Annotated in this window: 16 protein-coding genes; all 16 read right to left on the reverse strand. The window is 29.7% G+C overall.

Features of this window, described 5'->3' with window-relative positions; all coding sequences use genetic code 11:
• Window positions 1-12: 12 nt before the first annotated feature.
• The 16 genes from Q0891_RS00745 to Q0891_RS00820 all read right to left on the reverse strand — a co-directional run bounded on the left by Q0891_RS00745 (window position 13) and on the right by Q0891_RS00820 (window position 16,823).
• Window positions 13-1,335, reverse strand: a complete 1,323-nt coding sequence (locus tag Q0891_RS00745; protein WP_299098145.1) for a hypothetical protein — start codon at window positions 1,333-1,335, stop codon at window positions 13-15.
• Entirely contained in the window at window positions 1,319-2,503 is a 1,185-nt protein-coding gene (locus Q0891_RS00750; RefSeq protein WP_299098146.1) for an O-antigen ligase family protein, read from the reverse strand. Before Q0891_RS00750 ends, Q0891_RS00745 begins: the two co-directional genes overlap by 17 nt.
• Entirely contained in the window at window positions 2,490-3,272 is a 783-nt protein-coding gene (locus tag Q0891_RS00755; protein ID WP_299098147.1) for a hypothetical protein, read from the reverse strand. Before Q0891_RS00755 ends, Q0891_RS00750 begins: the two co-directional genes overlap by 14 nt.
• A gap of 61 nt (window positions 3,273-3,333) precedes the next feature.
• Complete coding sequence (locus Q0891_RS00760; RefSeq protein WP_299098148.1) at window positions 3,334-3,768, reverse strand: hypothetical protein; 435 nt, start codon at window positions 3,766-3,768, stop codon at window positions 3,334-3,336.
• Entirely contained in the window at window positions 3,768-4,877 is a 1,110-nt protein-coding gene (locus tag Q0891_RS00765; protein ID WP_299098149.1) for a glycosyltransferase family 4 protein, read from the reverse strand. Before Q0891_RS00765 ends, Q0891_RS00760 begins: the two co-directional genes overlap by 1 nt.
• Window positions 4,874-5,758, reverse strand: coding sequence for an NAD(P)-dependent oxidoreductase (locus Q0891_RS00770; RefSeq protein ID WP_299098150.1), 885 nt, complete (start codon window positions 5,756-5,758; stop codon window positions 4,874-4,876). The genes Q0891_RS00765 and Q0891_RS00770 overlap by 4 nt, the downstream gene beginning before the upstream one ends.
• Window positions 5,749-6,831 carry a CDP-glucose 4,6-dehydratase gene (gene rfbG, locus Q0891_RS00775; RefSeq protein ID WP_299098151.1) on the reverse strand — a complete coding sequence of 361 codons (1,083 nt, stop codon included), beginning with the start codon at window positions 6,829-6,831 and terminating at the stop codon, window positions 5,749-5,751. The genes Q0891_RS00770 and rfbG overlap by 10 nt, the downstream gene beginning before the upstream one ends.
• A complete protein-coding gene (gene rfbF / locus Q0891_RS00780) occupies window positions 6,822-7,598 on the reverse strand; it encodes a glucose-1-phosphate cytidylyltransferase (RefSeq protein ID WP_299098152.1) in 777 nt (258 codons plus the stop codon). The genes rfbG and rfbF overlap by 10 nt, the downstream gene beginning before the upstream one ends.
• A 93-nt stretch (window positions 7,599-7,691) precedes the next feature.
• Window positions 7,692-8,924, reverse strand: coding sequence for a hypothetical protein (locus tag Q0891_RS00785; RefSeq protein WP_299098153.1), 1,233 nt, complete (start codon window positions 8,922-8,924; stop codon window positions 7,692-7,694).
• An 11-nt stretch (window positions 8,925-8,935) separates the two neighbouring features.
• A complete protein-coding gene (locus Q0891_RS00790) occupies window positions 8,936-10,093 on the reverse strand; it encodes an oligosaccharide flippase family protein (RefSeq protein ID WP_299098154.1) in 1,158 nt (385 codons plus the stop codon).
• A 5-nt stretch (window positions 10,094-10,098) separates the two neighbouring features.
• Complete coding sequence (wecC, locus tag Q0891_RS00795) at window positions 10,099-11,310, reverse strand: UDP-N-acetyl-D-mannosamine dehydrogenase (protein WP_299098155.1); 1,212 nt, start codon at window positions 11,308-11,310, stop codon at window positions 10,099-10,101.
• A gap of 1 nt (window position 11,311) precedes the next feature.
• Window positions 11,312-12,439, reverse strand: coding sequence for a non-hydrolyzing UDP-N-acetylglucosamine 2-epimerase (gene wecB / locus Q0891_RS00800; RefSeq protein WP_299098156.1), 1,128 nt, complete (start codon window positions 12,437-12,439; stop codon window positions 11,312-11,314).
• A gap of 116 nt (window positions 12,440-12,555) precedes the next feature.
• A complete protein-coding gene (rfbD, locus tag Q0891_RS00805; RefSeq protein ID WP_299098157.1) occupies window positions 12,556-13,428 on the reverse strand; it encodes a dTDP-4-dehydrorhamnose reductase in 873 nt (290 codons plus the stop codon).
• Window positions 13,422-13,970, reverse strand: coding sequence for a dTDP-4-dehydrorhamnose 3,5-epimerase (rfbC, locus tag Q0891_RS00810; protein ID WP_299098158.1), 549 nt, complete (start codon window positions 13,968-13,970; stop codon window positions 13,422-13,424). The genes rfbD and rfbC overlap by 7 nt, the downstream gene beginning before the upstream one ends.
• Before the next feature lie 114 nt (window positions 13,971-14,084).
• A complete protein-coding gene (locus Q0891_RS00815) occupies window positions 14,085-15,137 on the reverse strand; it encodes a hypothetical protein (protein ID WP_299098159.1) in 1,053 nt (350 codons plus the stop codon).
• Window positions 15,138-15,140: 3 nt separating this feature from the next.
• On the reverse strand, window positions 15,141-16,823 hold the full coding sequence (locus Q0891_RS00820; protein WP_299098160.1) for a hypothetical protein: 1,683 nt from the start codon (window positions 16,821-16,823) through the stop codon (window positions 15,141-15,143).
• Window position 16,824 lies beyond the last annotated feature (1 nt).

A 16,824-nucleotide genomic window follows, 5' to 3' on the forward strand; every position in this document is an offset into this window, starting at 1 on the left:
ATCCTAACTCCTCTAATATTCAATTTTAGATTCTAACAATAAATTTTTACCGCTGTTGGTTGTTTTCAACTTATGAACATATTCAATGGTAATTTCTGTAGTGGGAGAAAAACGTTCTGTCATGAAATTAATCAAAAACAATTCGTCCTCATACCTATAAGTATCTGACTTAATAATTTTTATCTTTAACTTACCTTTTGTTTTTTGAAAATACTGTAATCCCTTTATTTTAGTATAAAATTCCCCATGCATATTAAGAGCTGTAGGCGAAACATAACTTTCGTCTTTGTTATAAATTCTTAAATCCTCTCTACGGCTAAGAATTTCATTTAATGTGCATTCTCCATTTGAATTATACTTTTTGTAAGAAGTATAATCTCCTGTTTTATACTTTATTAAGGGATAACCAAAATTATCTAAGCTGGTACCAACTATTTCTCCTACTATATTTTCTTCTGTAATTGAGTTACCGTTGGTGTCAACTAAATCAAAAAATCCATATTGATGTAAAACCTTGTGTTCACCAGTAGCGAAATCTCTATAAATGAGTATTAACCTTTCAGAATGGCCATAAACTGAAATAACTTTTAGATTTAACTTTTTTTCAAATAACAATTGTTGATATTCTAAATAACTTTCTGAACTCAGAAAAACTCCTTTTAAAAATTTTAAATCTAAACTTTTTTGATAACAAAAATTTAAAAAATTGTATGCAGATGAAGGATATGCCTGTAGGTAATTTATTTTAAGTTTTTTAATAATTTTATAAATTTGCATGAAATACAAATCGGTATTTCTAAAGGCGTCAAATACAACTTCTCTTGTTATTGGGTTAATTTTGTAATCTCTATCTTCAGATAAACTAGTATTCCTAAGTACAGCACGTAATTGATTGGTATACCCTAATTTTTCCCAAAGAAAATGAAAATATGCATATTCCTTTTTATATCTGTTTTTAGGAGAATAATATTTTGCAGGTATACCAGTTGTTCCTCCTGATGTTACAACTTCATAATCTCTACTTTTATATACTTTCGAAAAAAAATGTTCCTCCTCATCAACAATTATTTTTTTATTGATAAACGGAAAATCCTTATACTTAATAGTGTTATAATCGCTGTAAAAAGGGACGTTATTTACAACAAAATTTAGCATACTTTTTAAGGAATCTAATTGAGGAGGTGCTACAAGTGATATGGATCTTTTTATTCTACGATATTCCCTTCCTAAAATGACGTTATTATTAGGTAGAATTAAATAAACTAAATAGGCTAAAGAATTGTTTTTACTCAGTTTTTCGTTAAAAACTCTAGCAATTTTACTTATAAGCTTCATTTTTTTTAAAATTCCAATTTAATATCAAAGATAGTAGTAATGCAAAAATAACAATGCCGTTTTGCCTTTCTAAAATAGACTCAGTTAGCATAAAGCAAATTAACACTATGAATACTGAAAACTGGTATGCATAGTAGTCATTAAATATTTTCTTAATCCAAACCCAAAAACAGAAAAACCAGACTATAATTGCCATTAAGCCAAAATATATATAATATTCTAAAAATTGGTTATGCGCATTATACTTGTGTTTAACACCTTCGACAAAATTAAATTCATTATAGGCCGTATAAACGTGTTTTTTATCCGTACCACTTCCAACACCAAAATATATATTTGTTTCTTCTACCGCATCAATTACAGCTTGCCAATGTAATATACGTGTGCTTAAGGTTGGAGTGTTTATCCCAAAATCTTCTTGCCCATTCTCTCTTTTCTGAAAATTTGGAGTAAATAAAAAGCCGAAAATTAATAAAGAAATAATAGGAATGCTTGTCAATGCCTTTTTACCGTACTTATTGTATAAAATTGGTAGCGTCCCAATACCAAGGGCAAAAATGCTCATACGAGAACTTAATAAATATAAAAAAAATAATAGAAATAATACACAAACCCAATGTAAGCGTTTACTTTTATCAAGTACTATTAAGTACATATTAGTAAGTATTACTATAACACAAAACAATGCATAATAAGTCGTATGGATATTTAATAACAACGCGAGATTTTGATTGTAAAAGTAATTTCCAAAACCCATATACGTAAAATAAGATGCTTTTATCAATGCAAAGATTGCACAACAAATAACAGCTATACTAAACCATTTTAAAATATATTCTAGCTTTTTTAAGCTTATTTCTTGACTAAAAATTACTAAAGGAATCGCAAGTAATGGAAGGTTTTTAACAATATTTTTAAAGCCAATATCTAAACTATCTGAATAGGTTAAACCTATTATAAACATAAGAAACCAAATAGAAACACTAAAAAATTGAAATCTCTTCTGTTTTAAATTTGCAATCTTATTTGAGAAACCTCGAGAAAATAACCAAACCGCTATCAATACAATTAAAGCCTGAGAATTTAAGCTGTATTTTGGCATTGGTAGTGTAATAACCACTAATATTAGTGCCAGATTTTGTAAATAGTCCCAATTAATTTTTTTCAACTCCAATTAGTATTAATTTAGCTATAAGCTCTTGCGCTAATTTATGATGTCCTTTATAGTTAAGATGAATACCATCATCTTTAAAATACGTACTCTTATTATATTCTGATATATTGAGATAATGTAACTTACTAGAATCAGCTTTCACTAAAGTGTTATGAACAATTATAATTTCTTTCTCCTCATTTAAGGCAACAAATTTCTTTAGATTAGTTTCAAAATCCTCGCGATTTTCAGGTAAACCTAAATACAAAATGACTATATCGGTATCATTAAATTTTAAATTATTTAGAAAAATATCATTTGATGTATAACTATTCTCAAAATAATAAGGAAAGCCAAATACATCCTTTTTATTACCTACAAAACGCACATTTAATTTTTCTGAAATCCATTTTCTGGTATATTTTCCTTCGCGCCAACCCATTTGAGAATCTCCAATCATAGCAATGCTTATGCCTTCTTTTTGGTTTAATAGCAAATTACTTAGACCTAATTGAATATCGCCTTGTAGATGTCTAGGATACTCGTTAATCCAATGCACACCGATAAAAGTTAGTGTATCTTTATTTGTTTCTATTCTTTCTGAACGAAAGTAATGTTTGTTATTAATTACATAAGTTTTTTGATTATTTAAAAACAAAGCATTTTTAGGATACACTTTGAACCTATTAACCTCATAATCAATGATTTTAACACTTGCTATTTCTTGATTCTCTGCTTGATTCCAATTGTAATTTAACACAAAAAAATCTTCTTTTGCATTCATTAAAAAGTTAATACTCAAATAGCAAAAGAGAAAAGAAAAGATTAGATATAAGGTTAAGTTGCTAGGTAATTTCATCTTTGATACGTATAATTTTTGCAGGAACACCAACGACTATAGCATTATCTGGAACATTATCTATAACAACAGCATTTGCACCTACTGTTACATTGTGTCCTATACAAATTGGACCAAGAATTTTACAACCTGTTGCGAGGTAAACATGGTTTCCTATAACAGGAACCTCTGGATGACCAGATCGTCCTCCAATAGTAACATTAGTTCCTATTTGACAATTATTACCAATAACTGCTTTTTTATGCACAACAACACCTATCCCTCCATAACCAAAATGAGACCCTTTACCTATTTTTGCTTGATAAGGTATACTAGAATTATAAATAAGAAAAACACATAGCTTCAATAACTGAGGTAATATTGGGATTTTATAACGATATAAAACATGAGCTAGACGGTATATTTTGTAAGCATTTAGCATTAGTTTAATAGAGTTTTATATGCGTTATGTAATTGATTAATAATTAAAGGTAAGGCTAATTTATTTACGTATGTTGTTCTTGCATTTTTACCTAATTCAATACCAAAATCTTTGTTCTTTTCTAAAGTTATAATTGCTTCATTAATTAGTTGAATATTACCAGCCTCCACAAACAATATATTTTCTCTGTTTCCAAAGAACTCTGGCACAGCGCCTACTTTTGTTGAAATAATAGGCATGCCAGCAGCTGCAGCTTCAATAATAACCAAAGGGAAATTCTCTGTATATGAAGGAAAAATAAAACAACCAGATTCTGAGAAATACTTTACTTTATCTTTTAATGACAACTTATCTGATCTAATTAGTTTAACGTTTGATAGTTTGTGCTGTTCAATAATATTAGAGACTTTCTCAAAATCGCCTGTTTCTTCGCTGTTACCAATTAAAACAAGAGAGAAATCTTTATTGAGCTCAGCCACCTTTAATAAATCATAGGTCCCTTTTCTCTTACCTAAACTGCCTACAAACAAGAAATCTGAATTTCTATGTGTACCTTTTACTTTTTCAATTGCTTTAACAAATTCTTCGTCAATTGGATTATTAACTATTTTTATTTGGTTTTTAAACCCATTCTCCTCAAAAAAAAATTTCCAATATGTACTAGCTACAATAATCATGTCTACATTTTTAAACATAATTCTTGCTATTTTTCTTCGAATTGGGTTCATATTAATCCAAAAGCTTTCGAATGACCCACCGTGTAAATGAGCTATAGTTTTTTCTGTTCCAAATAATTTGGCGATAGCTATCATTACCAAACTTTTCTCCATGCTCCAAAAAGAATGTATGGAAAAATGAAAAATTTGAGGGTGAAGCTTTCTAACTAAACGAATAAGGTCTAGTTGTTGTTTTAAAAAATATACTATGTTATAAAAATTTAACTTTGATAAACTCGTCTTTCCTTTATTTCTGTCTGTAAAAAAACGAATGACTTCATAATTCGCATCTAAATTATTCTTAAAAACAGTATTTAAAAGCGATATGGAACCATGATTATCTTTTTTAAATGGTCCTAAAATTATTTTAGTTTTCTTTTGAGTTTTGCTCATTTAAAAAGTTCTTTTGGGGTCCAACCTAATTCCTTTTTAATCTTATTATTATCTCCAATCATTTCCCAAATTTCATTCTTTCGATAAGGTAATTTTCCAAAATTTATTACAGAATTACTTTTTAAATTTAATTTAAATTTCTTTGCTAAATCCCTGATTTTAACACCTTTTCCGCTACAGACATTGTATGTGTTTCCTTGGGCAACATTTTGTGTTGACAATATTAAGGCATTAATAACGCTTTCTACTGCCAAAAAATCTCGTTTTTGTTCCCCTAAAGTCATATCAAAACCTTCATTATTTTTTAATTTTTCTACTAAATCAGATATAAAAAACCCTTTAGGCATTCCTTCTCCGTAAAAATTAAATAGTCGTAAAATCGTATAATTCTTATTATAGATTTTTGAATAGGTTTTTATTGCGTTCTCAGCATTTAATTTAGATAAAGAATAAGGAGAAGCAGCAATTACTTCATCCGTTTCTAGATACGGTTCTGATGTGCTCAGACCATATACCTCACTAGTGCTTGTAAAAATAAAATTAGTAAAACTGACGTCTTTTAATGCTCTTAACAAATTTAAAGTCCCACTATAATTAACAGCAGAAATATTGTTAATATTATCAAAGTCTCTATTTCTATCTAACTTGGCTGCTAAGTGAAATATAAAATTGGGTTGAATTTTATTTATTTCTTCTTTTAAATTGTCAAAATTGGTAATATCTATATCTATATGCTTAATATGGTTCTGCTCTTGTAATGTAATATCAAATGAAAAGACTTGAGCACCTAATAAATAAAGTTTTTCAAGTAATAAGTATCCTAAAAAACCCTGTCCACCAGTTACTATAATTTTTTTATCCTTTAAGTTTTTTAAGTCCAAATTGCATTCTTATTTTTTGCATTCTCTATAAAACTAATCAAATCGTTTTCAGTATTTATTTGATCATTTTCAATAAAATCTTTATACCATAAGATTGTTTTCTCAATGGTAATATCAAAATCCCAAACGGAGTTCCATTTAAGTTTTTTGTTGGCTTTAGAACAGTCTAACATTAACAAATTAGCTTCATGGTGCATGTTTTTATCTGTACCAATCCTAAATTTTATTTTTTTCCAATGTTTTTCAGCTTCTTTTACCACTTCATTTACTTTGAGATTATTATTTAAATCTGGCCCAAAATTCCAACCTCCGGCGTATTCTTTTTTACCTAATAATAAATTCCAGCCTAATACCAAATAACCACTCAATGGCTCTAAAACATGTTGCCATGGTCTAGTTGCTAGGGGATTTCTTATTTCTACTTCTGTACCCTTTTCAGCTGACTTAATTATGTCTGGTATTAATCTATCTGCAGACCAATCTCCTCCTCCAATAACATTGCCTGCTCTTCCACTTGCAAGCAACTTTTCATTTCCATTAAAGAATGATTTTTGATAAGATGTAGTTATAATCTCTGCACATCCTTTTGATGCACTATAAGGGTCATAACCACCCATAGCATCATTTTCTCTATATCCCCAAATCCATTCTTTATTATCGTAACATTTATCACTAGTTACATTTACAATAGCCTTTACAGATTTTGTGTTTTTTGAAGCTTCAAAAACATTTACTGTACCCATAATATTGGTATTAAATGTTTCTGTTGGATTGTCGTAAGAATACCTAACTAAAGCTTGAGCTGCTAGATGAAAAATTATTTCGGGTTGATATTTTTTAAATACTTTATTTAACTTTTCAAAATCCGCTAGATTGCCAATAATTGAGGTGTAATTTTTTTCTAATAAATTATAATGACTAGGTTCCGTCACAGGTTCTAGAGCGTATCCAATAACCTTTGCTCCCATTTTGTTAAGCCAATACACCAGCCAAGTGCCTTTAAAACCCGTGTCACCTGTAACTAAACAAACTCTGTCTTTATATATGCCACCAAATAATGATTCTATTTCCATATTTTCCATTTGGCATTATTATTATCCCATAATTCATTTAAAACTTTATTATCTCTTAATGTATCCATTGGTTTCCAAAAACCAAAATGCTTGTATGAATAAAGCTCTCCTTCTTTTGCTAAATTTTCTAAAGGCGTTTTCTCAAAAACGGTTTTATCTCCTTCAGTTATATAATCGAAAACATTGGGTTCACAAACAAAATAACCTCCATTTATCCATGTGCCATCACCTTTGGGTTTTTCTTCGAAAGAAGCTACTTTTTGATTTCCAACAATTTTTAAGGAACCAAACCTTCCTTCTGGTTGAACGGCTGTCATTGTTATTGTCTTGCCGTGATCGATGTGTGTTTTTAAAAGCTCATCAATATTGATATCTGCAACACCATCTCCATAGGTCAGCATAAATCTTTCACCGTTAATTAAATTTTGAATTCTTTTTATTCTGCCTCCTGTCATCGTATGCAACCCTGTATCGATTAAAGTTACTTTCCAAGGCTCAGCTGAATTGTTTAATATTTCAATATTATTATTTTTTAAATCAATTGTAACATCACTTTGATGTAAGAAATAATTTGCAAAATACTCTTTAATCACATAGCCTTTATAACCCAATAATATAATGAAATCGTTAATACCATAACTTGAATACGTTTTCATTATGTGCCATAAAATAGGCTTACTACCAATTGTTACCATTGGTTTAGGAATATTTTGCGTTTCCTCACTTAATCTAGTCCCAAAACCACCAGCTAATAGTACTGCTTTCATATAAATATTTTATTTCTTAATTATGTATAACCATAACCGCTACTGCATTTTTAGAATAAAACTTTTTAGTTATATTCTCTAATATCAACTATTTTATTTAATCTTTACAAAAGAACTCTCAATTATTGGATAAACAAATAATATTGTCATAGTAAGCATTACAAGGTTATTTATTGAAAACGAAAATAAGCCATCAAAAAATAACATCCCACAAATAATACACAAAATCTTTAGTTTACCATAATTTATTTTTTTTAATATAAATGGTGATAAAAGAACTAACATATAGGCTAAACCACCTAAAATTCCTAATTCAACAAATAAGTGCGGATAATAAGTATCTGTAGTAGCTAAAAAACCGGTATCGTACCAATTAAAATCAATTTCTTCATAATATGGAGAATTGTATTTTGTTGATGCTGGGCCTCCAAAAACACCTATTCCCTTTCCTAATAAGTTAAAGTCCTTAAACTCATTGAACATAGCTCTATAGGATTCTGACCTTGCTGAATTTCCTTCTGTTATGTATAGTTTTAACCTTACCTCTATTGATTTTTCGATTGATGTACGTATCTCATTTCCTACTATGATATAAAGGCTTAATAATATAAAAGGTAATATCAATAAGTATTTTAACTTCTTATAATACTTAATTGCAAGCGTGATTATAAAAAAACCTATTGTTTTAAACGAAGTACTAATAAATACACCTATTGTAAAAATGGTTAAACAAGTTTTTCGGTACTTACCATAATAGTAATAATATGTTAGCCAAAACGCAATAAAATTTAGAATACCGTATGCGCCAAAAAAGATTACTAAACCAGTCGCTCTAAGAACACCAAATGTTTTTGGTGACCAGTAAACTGTTCTGTTTTGACTCTCTATGAAATACCTTGCATAGAACCATTGTCGCTGTGGATCAATATAAAAATGATAATAATTTTTAAATTGTGCAATAAAATTAATTAAAGTAAAGACAATAATAAACCCAACAAAAAGTTTCAGCTTGTGTTTATTATAATAACCATATAAAAGTACTGCAATAGGAAAAAAATATCTAATACCGTCTTCTAAAGCTGCATTATAGTTGAATGATCTTGTGAAGGCTATTACAAAAAAAAACAAAAAAATGAATACTGCTAATGCTAATTTATTAGGTATTCTAATTTTTAACCAGACAGGACAGGTTAAAACTAAACACGTTAAGACCTTAATTGGAGAAGATAAATTAGGATATAAATAAGCTATAATTTCGCCTACAAAAACCATTATGATTGGTAACAGTATTATAAAATCATATAGGTATTTCAGTTTTAACTTCATATAATTTTAAATCACACCTTATTGTTAAGCTTAAGTAATAATACAAATCTAATGAGCAAGGTTGCTAGACTTGAAACCGCTATACCCATCAACCCAATCTGGCTATATAAAAAATAGCTTAAAACAACATTGCATGATAATGCAAATAGGTTAATTACTAAGTTCTGTGAAAACAATTTTCTTATAATAATTACAGCGCCATAAGATACTGATAACGCTTGAATAAATTTAGCTCCTAAAATTATTAAAAAAACATAAAGAACCGAACTATAGGCTTCAAAATAAAAATGCGTTAAAAAGATAAAGATAAAGACTAAAGCAACGGTCATTATTAATACCAGTCGAAAGATTTTAACTCTAAGGGTTCGTGCATATTTTAAATTCTTTTTTAGCTTTTCTATATCAACTTGAACCAAGGTTAAAGGTATAATTATTAAAGCATTGGCTATGTTTAAAGAAAAACTATAATTTGCTATTTCTACATCTGCAGAATTAGAAAGGATTTTTATAATTAATATATCAGTATATAAAAACATCATATTTGCAAAATTGCTCACAACTATAGTTAAAGAGCTGAAAATAAGCTTTTTAAAAAGCACCCAGTACTTTTTTAAAATCCTTAGAACAATTTTGTTTTTATAAATGAAAAATATGGTGTAAACCAATATTAGAGGCAACAATAAGTAGTTGACATATACAAATGCCAAGTTGGGCTTGTCAAAATAAAATATTGAAATTAGTACAGTAGAGTAAAATACTAAAGATATGATCGATTTATATAGCGAAGCATAATTACTGCCTTTGTAAGTTAAAATAAATGGAGCTACAATACCATTATTGAAAAAAACAGAATGAAAGTAAATAGGTATTAATAGGAATAGATAGTTAAAAATACTAAGCAATGGTGTAACCAATACAGCTAAAGTGGTAATAAACAATAATGAAATTACGGTAAAGTATTTTTTGCTTTCATTACTTTTTGGGTAGGTCATTATCAATGTAGGCAAACCAAACGTAAGCATTGCTGCACCAAGCTCAATTATTTTTTTATAAAATTCTAAGCTTCCATAATTTTCTTTTGTAAGGTAAAATGGAGCTATTAGAAGAATTAAATATTCTAAACCTCTGCTAAATAATATTGAACTACCATAAAAGAAATATTTTTTCAAAATTTTTATTTTCTAACACCACAAAAATCTAAAATAATTTGATTTGGTTTAATATTAATTTTTGAAAACTCTTTATGCGCGACTAAGAACACTATAATATCTGCTTTCTCCACTGCTTCTTCATAATTAGTTAATTTAAAAACATTATGGTTTTTTATATTGGGCTCAACAATATAATACATTTCATTGTTCGAGTTTTGTAATACTGTTTGAGCAATATATTTAGCAGGAGATTCTCTTAAATCATCAATATTAGGTTTAAAGGCTAAACCCATGAGTGCTATTTTGGGTTTATATCCATTTTTTATTTCAAACTCTAATTTAGCTGTTTGTACTTTTTCGGCACACCATAGAGACTTGTAATTATTAATTTCTCTTGCTTTACTAATAATCTTAGATTCTTCTGGGTAATCAGATACTATAAAATAAGGGTCTACTGCTATACAATGTCCTCCCACACCACAACCTGGTTGTAAAATATTTACTCTTGGGTGTTTATTTGCTAATTCTATGAGTTCCCAAACATTAATGTCTGCTTTATCACATATTAAAGATAACTCATTTGCAAACGCTATTTGTACATCTCTAGAGGAATTTTCTACGAGTTTACACATTTCTGCTGTACGTGCATTTGTTTTGTGTAAATCTCCTTTTATAAATTGTCTATAAAAATCAATTGCCTTATCAGTAGAAGCTTCATTTACACCTCCTATAACTCTATCATTATTTACCAATTCATACATTACATTTCCAGGTAAAACACGCTCTGGACAATATGCTAGAAATAACTTTTCTTTTAACTCTGGGCGTTCTGAGTATATTAACCTCATCATTTTCTCAGTAGTGCCTATAGGTGAGGTAGATTCGATAATATATAAGTCTCCCGGTTTTAATAAAGGAATAATAGCTTTGGTTGCTGCCTCTACAAATGAGATGTCTGGCTTGTTTTTAGCCTTAAATGGTGTAGGAACAACAATTAAATAGGTATTAGCTTCAATAGGTTTGGTATTCGCTATTAAATATCCATTTTTAACAGCATCTGCAACTGCAGTATCTAAATCTGGTTCAATAATATGTATTTTACCTGCATTTATAATTTCGACAATTCTAGGGTTTATGTCTACACCATGTACTCGAGTGTTATTTTGTGCTATTAATGCTGCTGTTGGTAGACCAATATAGCCCAAACCCATCATTACTACTTCAGGTTTATTCATTTTATAAGTTCAAAATAAATTTAACAATTCGTTCACACGCTTTTCCATCTCCATAAGGATTATGAAGACTACTCATTTTCTCATAACGAACAGTATCTGTTAAAAGTGTATTAGCTTCATTAACAATTTTATCTGTATCAGTGCCAACTAATAACACAGTGCCAGCTTCTACTGCTTCTGGTCGCTCTGTTGTGTCCCTCATTACCAAAACAGGCTTGCCTAAACTTGGAGCCTCCTCTTGAACGCCTCCACTGTCTGTAATTATTAAATAAGAATGGTTCATTAACCACACAAATGCAGGATAGGATAACGGCTTAATTAACTTTATATTTTCGCAATCACTTAATAACTCAAAAACGGGTTTCTGAACATTTGGGTTTAAATGTACCGGATAAATTATTTGTACATCACTATGAAATTGTGCTATTTCTTTTAAAGCTGCACAGATATTAATAAATCCTTTACCATGATTTTCTCGTCTATGACCAGTTACTAAAATTAATTTTTTATTTGTGTCTAAATTAGCTTTTAAATACTCAACTTCAATATCCTCAAAATATTCAGCATTAACTGTTCTAGTGCTATAATCTAATGCGTCAATAACTGTATTTCCTGTAACTAAAACATGAGATTCTTTCACATTTTCATTTAGTAAATTATCTTTTGATGTCTTAGTTGGTGCAAAATGATAATCTGAAACTCGACCAGTAATACTTCTATTAATTTCCTCAGGAAAAGGGGAGCGTTTATTAAATGTTCTTAAACCCGCTTCTATATGACATACTTTTGCGCCAGAATAAAACGCTGCAATACTTGCAGACATCGTGGTTGTTGTATCTCCATGAACATATACGAAATCTGGTTTGAATTCTTCTAATATTGGTTTTAAACCAGTTATAATCTCAGCTGTTAAATTATAAAGGTTTTGATTAGGTTTCATTAAGTCTAAGTCATAATCTGGAATAATCTGAAAGAAATCTAACACTTGGTCCAACATTTCTCTATGCTGTGCCGTAATACACACTTTAGTTTCAAAGTCATTAGAATAATTCAAGAACGTCTTCACTAATGGTGCCATTTTTATGGCTTCAGGACGTGTTCCGAAAATGATAAGGTTTTTCTTCTTCATGCAAGAATTGTAGACAGTATTAAACTTAAAAAAATTATGATAGACATTGGTTTTACAAAAATACTATTATAAATGAGTTGACCTATAGTTTGTAATACTAAACGACCGTAATAGCGCTATGAATATTTGGTGCTACGGTTTACATTAGTAATGGCCGTTTCTAAGCTAATTTTCCAGTTTAGAATCTTTAATTTTTCTTTATTTTCTATTTTAATGGTATCTAACACGCTATACTTAGGTCGCACAGCTTTAGTTGGATAATCTTTACTTTCAATTTCGTTTAAAATTATTGGAGATTTACTTAGTTTAAAGATTTCTCCAGCAAATTCATACCAACTTATTGCCCCTTTATTACTATAGTGATAAAGACCATAAGACTTACTTTTACTTTCAATTAATCTCAATATAACATGTGCTAAATCTACAGCATATGTTGGGCTTCCTACTTGGTCGCTAACAACACTTATCTGTTCACGCTCTTTCCCAAATTTGAGCATAGTTTTTAAGAAATTATTTCCAAATTCTGAATACAACCAAGAGGTTCTAATTATAAAATGATTATTCAAAATTTTAGCGATTTCCGTTTCACCTTCCAGTTTAGTTTTACCGTAAATTCCTAATGGATTAGTAGCTGAATCTTCAGAGTAAGGCTCAGTTGCAGTTCCGTCAAACACAAAATCAGTGGACACGTGAATGAGGGTAACATTATATTTATGGCAAGCTATAGCCAAATTCTTAGCTCCTGTAACATTTATTTTATGAGCTAAAGCGCTTTCCGATTCAGCTTTATCAACATTGGTATATGCTGCACAATTAATGCAGTAATCAAACTGTTTTAAACTAAATGCAGCTTCTATTGACTTAAAATTTGTGATATCTAATTCAGAAGATGATTTAAAAATAAATTGAAGACTAGGGTGTTGTTGTGATATACTCTTTACACATTGTGCTAACTGGCCGTCTTTACCAGTAATTAAAACTTTTAACATGTTTCAGCATCTTTAAAGTTCGGAAGTATTAAATCCTTTTCTGAAAGAATAAAATCTGACTCTGGTAAAAACCAATTAATGTTTAAGTCTTTATCATTGTATATAATACCAGTTTCTGAATCTTTATTATAAAACTCATCACATTTATAGCTAAAAATAGTATTATCCTCTAATACTATAAATCCGTGAGCAAATCCTTTTGGAATAAATAATTGCGTTTTATTCTCTTCCGTTAACTCAATAGAAAAATGCTCTCCAAAGGTGTCTGACTCTCTTCTCATATCAACCACAACGTCCCATACACGCCCTTTAATAACCCTAACTAATTTAGCCTGACTGTACTCGCCTTTTTGATAGTGTAAACCTCTTAAAACGCCTTTAGAGGATTGTGATTCATTATCTTGTACAAATATTATGTCTAAATTTAATTTAGCATTAAACGCCTCTTGATTAAATGACTCTATAAAATAACCTCGTTTATCTTTAAAAATGTTAGGCTGAATAATAAAACAGCCTTTTAATTTTGTCTCCTTTACTACCATTCAACTACTAAATTAAAGTACTTCACTAATTTTTATGAAAATGAATTAAACTTTGCATCTCTATCCGTTTAGAAATTGCCATAAACTAATTAAGAATAAAATAGCTACAAATTTTTATTCATAGTTTTTTATGTAATTGAACGCTTTCAATCCTAAAAAGACTAATAGCATAAGTACTAAAGTTAAAACCGGAAATAATAACACATAACGTTGCCCTATACTTTTGTCTTTTTTTCCAATTTTATCAAAAGATGATAATACATCATAGTATGTATTCTCTTCTGCTACCATAAGGTTCAACTTGTTTAGGTTTCTTCTAATTTCCTGTTCTTTTAAAAATAAATCATATTCTTTTGTTGCCGTTTTCTCCTCTTGAACTGGTAATGCGCTACCAACTTCTAATGAAAATTTTGGATTTTTAGAATCGTTTTTAATAGCTTCTAAATACGTTTTTTGAATGCTGTCCAATCGATCTAATTGCATATTCAGTGACTTTCGCTCTATATAAGCCAAAGTATCTCTAACTTTCTTTTGGTGCTCAGAATAATTATTAATAAAAGTATTTTTAAAACCCTCATTTAAAAGCGAAAAAACATCAATTTTGTTAGATTTTGCGGTTATTGTAAACACTCTACCAGACATAAGGTCCCTTTTCTCTAAATAATCCTTATAATTGAGTTCATCAACTAAAGATGTATCTATAGACATAACATATTCATCATATTCAATAAACAAGTCATTTTGAGTTTCTGGTCCTGCCTTCAGCTCAAAACTCACAAGCTGACTAGCATCATTTTGTTCTATTTCAAAAATTTGTGATAACTCAGTATGGTTCTTAGACGTTATTAATTCATTAAAATAATTAATATTTGTAGCTAACTGATATTTAGAATCAAAATTTGGCTTTACAATCATTTCAGAGTAATATATTGGCTCACCTGATTTTTGCAAAACATATCCTAATATCGCAGTAATAACAAGCGCAGCTGCAACGATTTTAAAATGTACTACCAAAGGCTTGATGGCATAGATAATTGCTGAGAAAATGCCTTTAAATATGCGACCAATAAAAGCAAATAATTTCTCAAATAATTTGCCAATAGCATTAAATAATTGCCCTAAATCAACCTCTTCGCTTTGTGGTTGTTGTGGTAATTTTTCACTCATGTGTTATGAATTAAATATTTGTTCTAATATCTTTTTTGTAATCACGTATGTTGGTTTTACACCTGATGTTCCTAAACCTCCAGATGCTAATGTGCTTCCTGTTTCTAAAGGATTATCTGAAGCATAATACGCATATCTTACCTTCACGTCTTCATTAATACTACCTCTAACTCGAGATGCTGCTTGTATTGCTTTTTGATAATGCGCTCCTTCCATCTCTAATCCAATAACATTCCATGTAGAATTCTTAAAGAATTTCAAGATTTCTTTGTTTTGAAGTGAAGTTCCTAAAACAGTAACCATTGTTCCTTCATAAACTGATACACCACAATCTAATAAATCATCTTTGCTCAATTCATTTTTAAATGGATAATTGTCAGCTGTTCCCTCAAAAATATGAGCAGTAGGTATCATAACGTCTCCCTTTCCTCCTTCTAAGATTCCGGCTTTACCCATTATTGAAATAGATTTCACATCTAAATGCACCTTTTTACCATCAACCTTCATTGGTTTTAAAAACTCATCTAAGGTTTCATAAGCTTGTTCTCCAAAAGCATAATCCATCACAAAAATTACAGCTTTATCTTCTACCTTCTCTTCTAAATATTTAAATTCTGATTTTGAAAAATCAATCTTATCTGTATCAAAAATCTGAATGTCAATATTAGTTCCAGACGTATCCTTTATCTGAATCATCCCATTTTGCAACGCTGATTTCTCTACTTTATTGCGTAATGCTGAATTTTTTGAGTTACTTAAATCTTCATAGGTATCAAAAATATCCTTTTTTGCGTCTGCACCTTTTAATGTGCCTTTTGCAAATAATGAATTCATTACACTGTGCATATTTGCACTAATAATATGAATTGGTCGCTCTAACAAATCATTTTTATGTAATTCAGATTTAATGGTGTCTGCCCAAGCTTCTCCATGTATATGATGCCCTAAACGTTCTCTTAAAACAGGACTAAAAGTAATAGTTCGTTTGTTGTTATTTACCGTTTCTTCAATGGCTAATTTACCTAACCAGTACACTATTTGAAGTAAACGCTCAGGTTGCGTATCTGTGGCAAATTTTGGATAAGCTTCCGTTAATTCATTAAACGTTCTACCAAGAATATTAGCTGTATGTGTTATTGCAATTTCGCGTTCTTTTTGAGTTAGTTTTTTAGTTGACGTTACAGCACTTTCTAACTTTTTCCAATCTCTTACTGTAGTCCCTTCTTCATCAATTAAAACACGCTTGCTAATTTTATGAGATTCTACAAACAAGAAGGTTAAGTGGGTTAAAATATCATAAATCTCAGAACGACCTCTTGTAATTTCAATATTCATTTGCTCATCGTCTATTCGATAACAATTTCTCCTTCTTTTAGGTGGAATTATAGCTTTAAAATGCGAATTTGCATAACCTTCATCACTCGTAAGATTAATAAATGTGCACTCTTCAATACCATGAGGTAAACGGTCTACAACATAAAGTAAGCCTTCTAACTCTGCCTTTTCTTCTCCTATAGAACCATAAATTTCTGGACGTAAAAGCAATAACGCTTCACGTAATGTTTCTCCAGAAACTCCCATGGGTTTATAGAAACCACGATTAAAAAGATGACGCATAGTTATATACATTCGTTCTATGGCGCTAGAGCTTTCTTGTGCTCTGGTTCTTTCGTGTTTTTTCTTCATA

This window comes from uncultured Winogradskyella sp. (assembly GCF_947498005.1).
Classification (GTDB): domain Bacteria; phylum Bacteroidota; class Bacteroidia; order Flavobacteriales; family Flavobacteriaceae; genus Winogradskyella.

What these genes read in the sequence shown, in the direction of transcription:
- Q0891_RS00745 (WP_299098145.1), bottom strand. Translation starts at nt 1,335, where the DNA reads ATGAAGCTTATAAGTAAAATTGCTAGAGTTTTTAACGAAAAACTGAGT.
- Q0891_RS00755 (WP_299098147.1), bottom strand. Translation starts at nt 3,272, where the DNA reads ATGAATGCAAAAGAAGATTTTTTTGTGTTAAATTACAATTGGAATCAA.
- Q0891_RS00760 (WP_299098148.1), bottom strand. Translation starts at nt 3,768, where the DNA reads ATGCTAAATGCTTACAAAATATACCGTCTAGCTCATGTTTTATATCGT.
- Q0891_RS00765 (WP_299098149.1), bottom strand. Translation starts at nt 4,877, where the DNA reads ATGAGCAAAACTCAAAAGAAAACTAAAATAATTTTAGGACCATTTAAA.
- rfbG (WP_299098151.1), bottom strand. Translation starts at nt 6,831, where the DNA reads ATGGAAATAGAATCATTATTTGGTGGCATATATAAAGACAGAGTTTGT.
- rfbF (WP_299098152.1), bottom strand. Translation starts at nt 7,598, where the DNA reads ATGAAAGCAGTACTATTAGCTGGTGGTTTTGGGACTAGATTAAGTGAG.
- Q0891_RS00785 (WP_299098153.1), bottom strand. Translation starts at nt 8,924, where the DNA reads ATGAAGTTAAAACTGAAATACCTATATGATTTTATAATACTGTTACCA.
- wecC (WP_299098155.1), bottom strand. Translation starts at nt 11,310, where the DNA reads ATGAATAAACCTGAAGTAGTAATGATGGGTTTGGGCTATATTGGTCTA.
- wecB (WP_299098156.1), bottom strand. Translation starts at nt 12,439, where the DNA reads ATGAAGAAGAAAAACCTTATCATTTTCGGAACACGTCCTGAAGCCATA.
- rfbD (WP_299098157.1), bottom strand. Translation starts at nt 13,428, where the DNA reads ATGTTAAAAGTTTTAATTACTGGTAAAGACGGCCAGTTAGCACAATGT.
- rfbC (WP_299098158.1), bottom strand. Translation starts at nt 13,970, where the DNA reads ATGGTAGTAAAGGAGACAAAATTAAAAGGCTGTTTTATTATTCAGCCT.
- Q0891_RS00815 (WP_299098159.1), bottom strand. Translation starts at nt 15,137, where the DNA reads ATGAGTGAAAAATTACCACAACAACCACAAAGCGAAGAGGTTGATTTA.
- Q0891_RS00820 (WP_299098160.1), bottom strand. Translation starts at nt 16,823, where the DNA reads ATGAAGAAAAAACACGAAAGAACCAGAGCACAAGAAAGCTCTAGCGCC.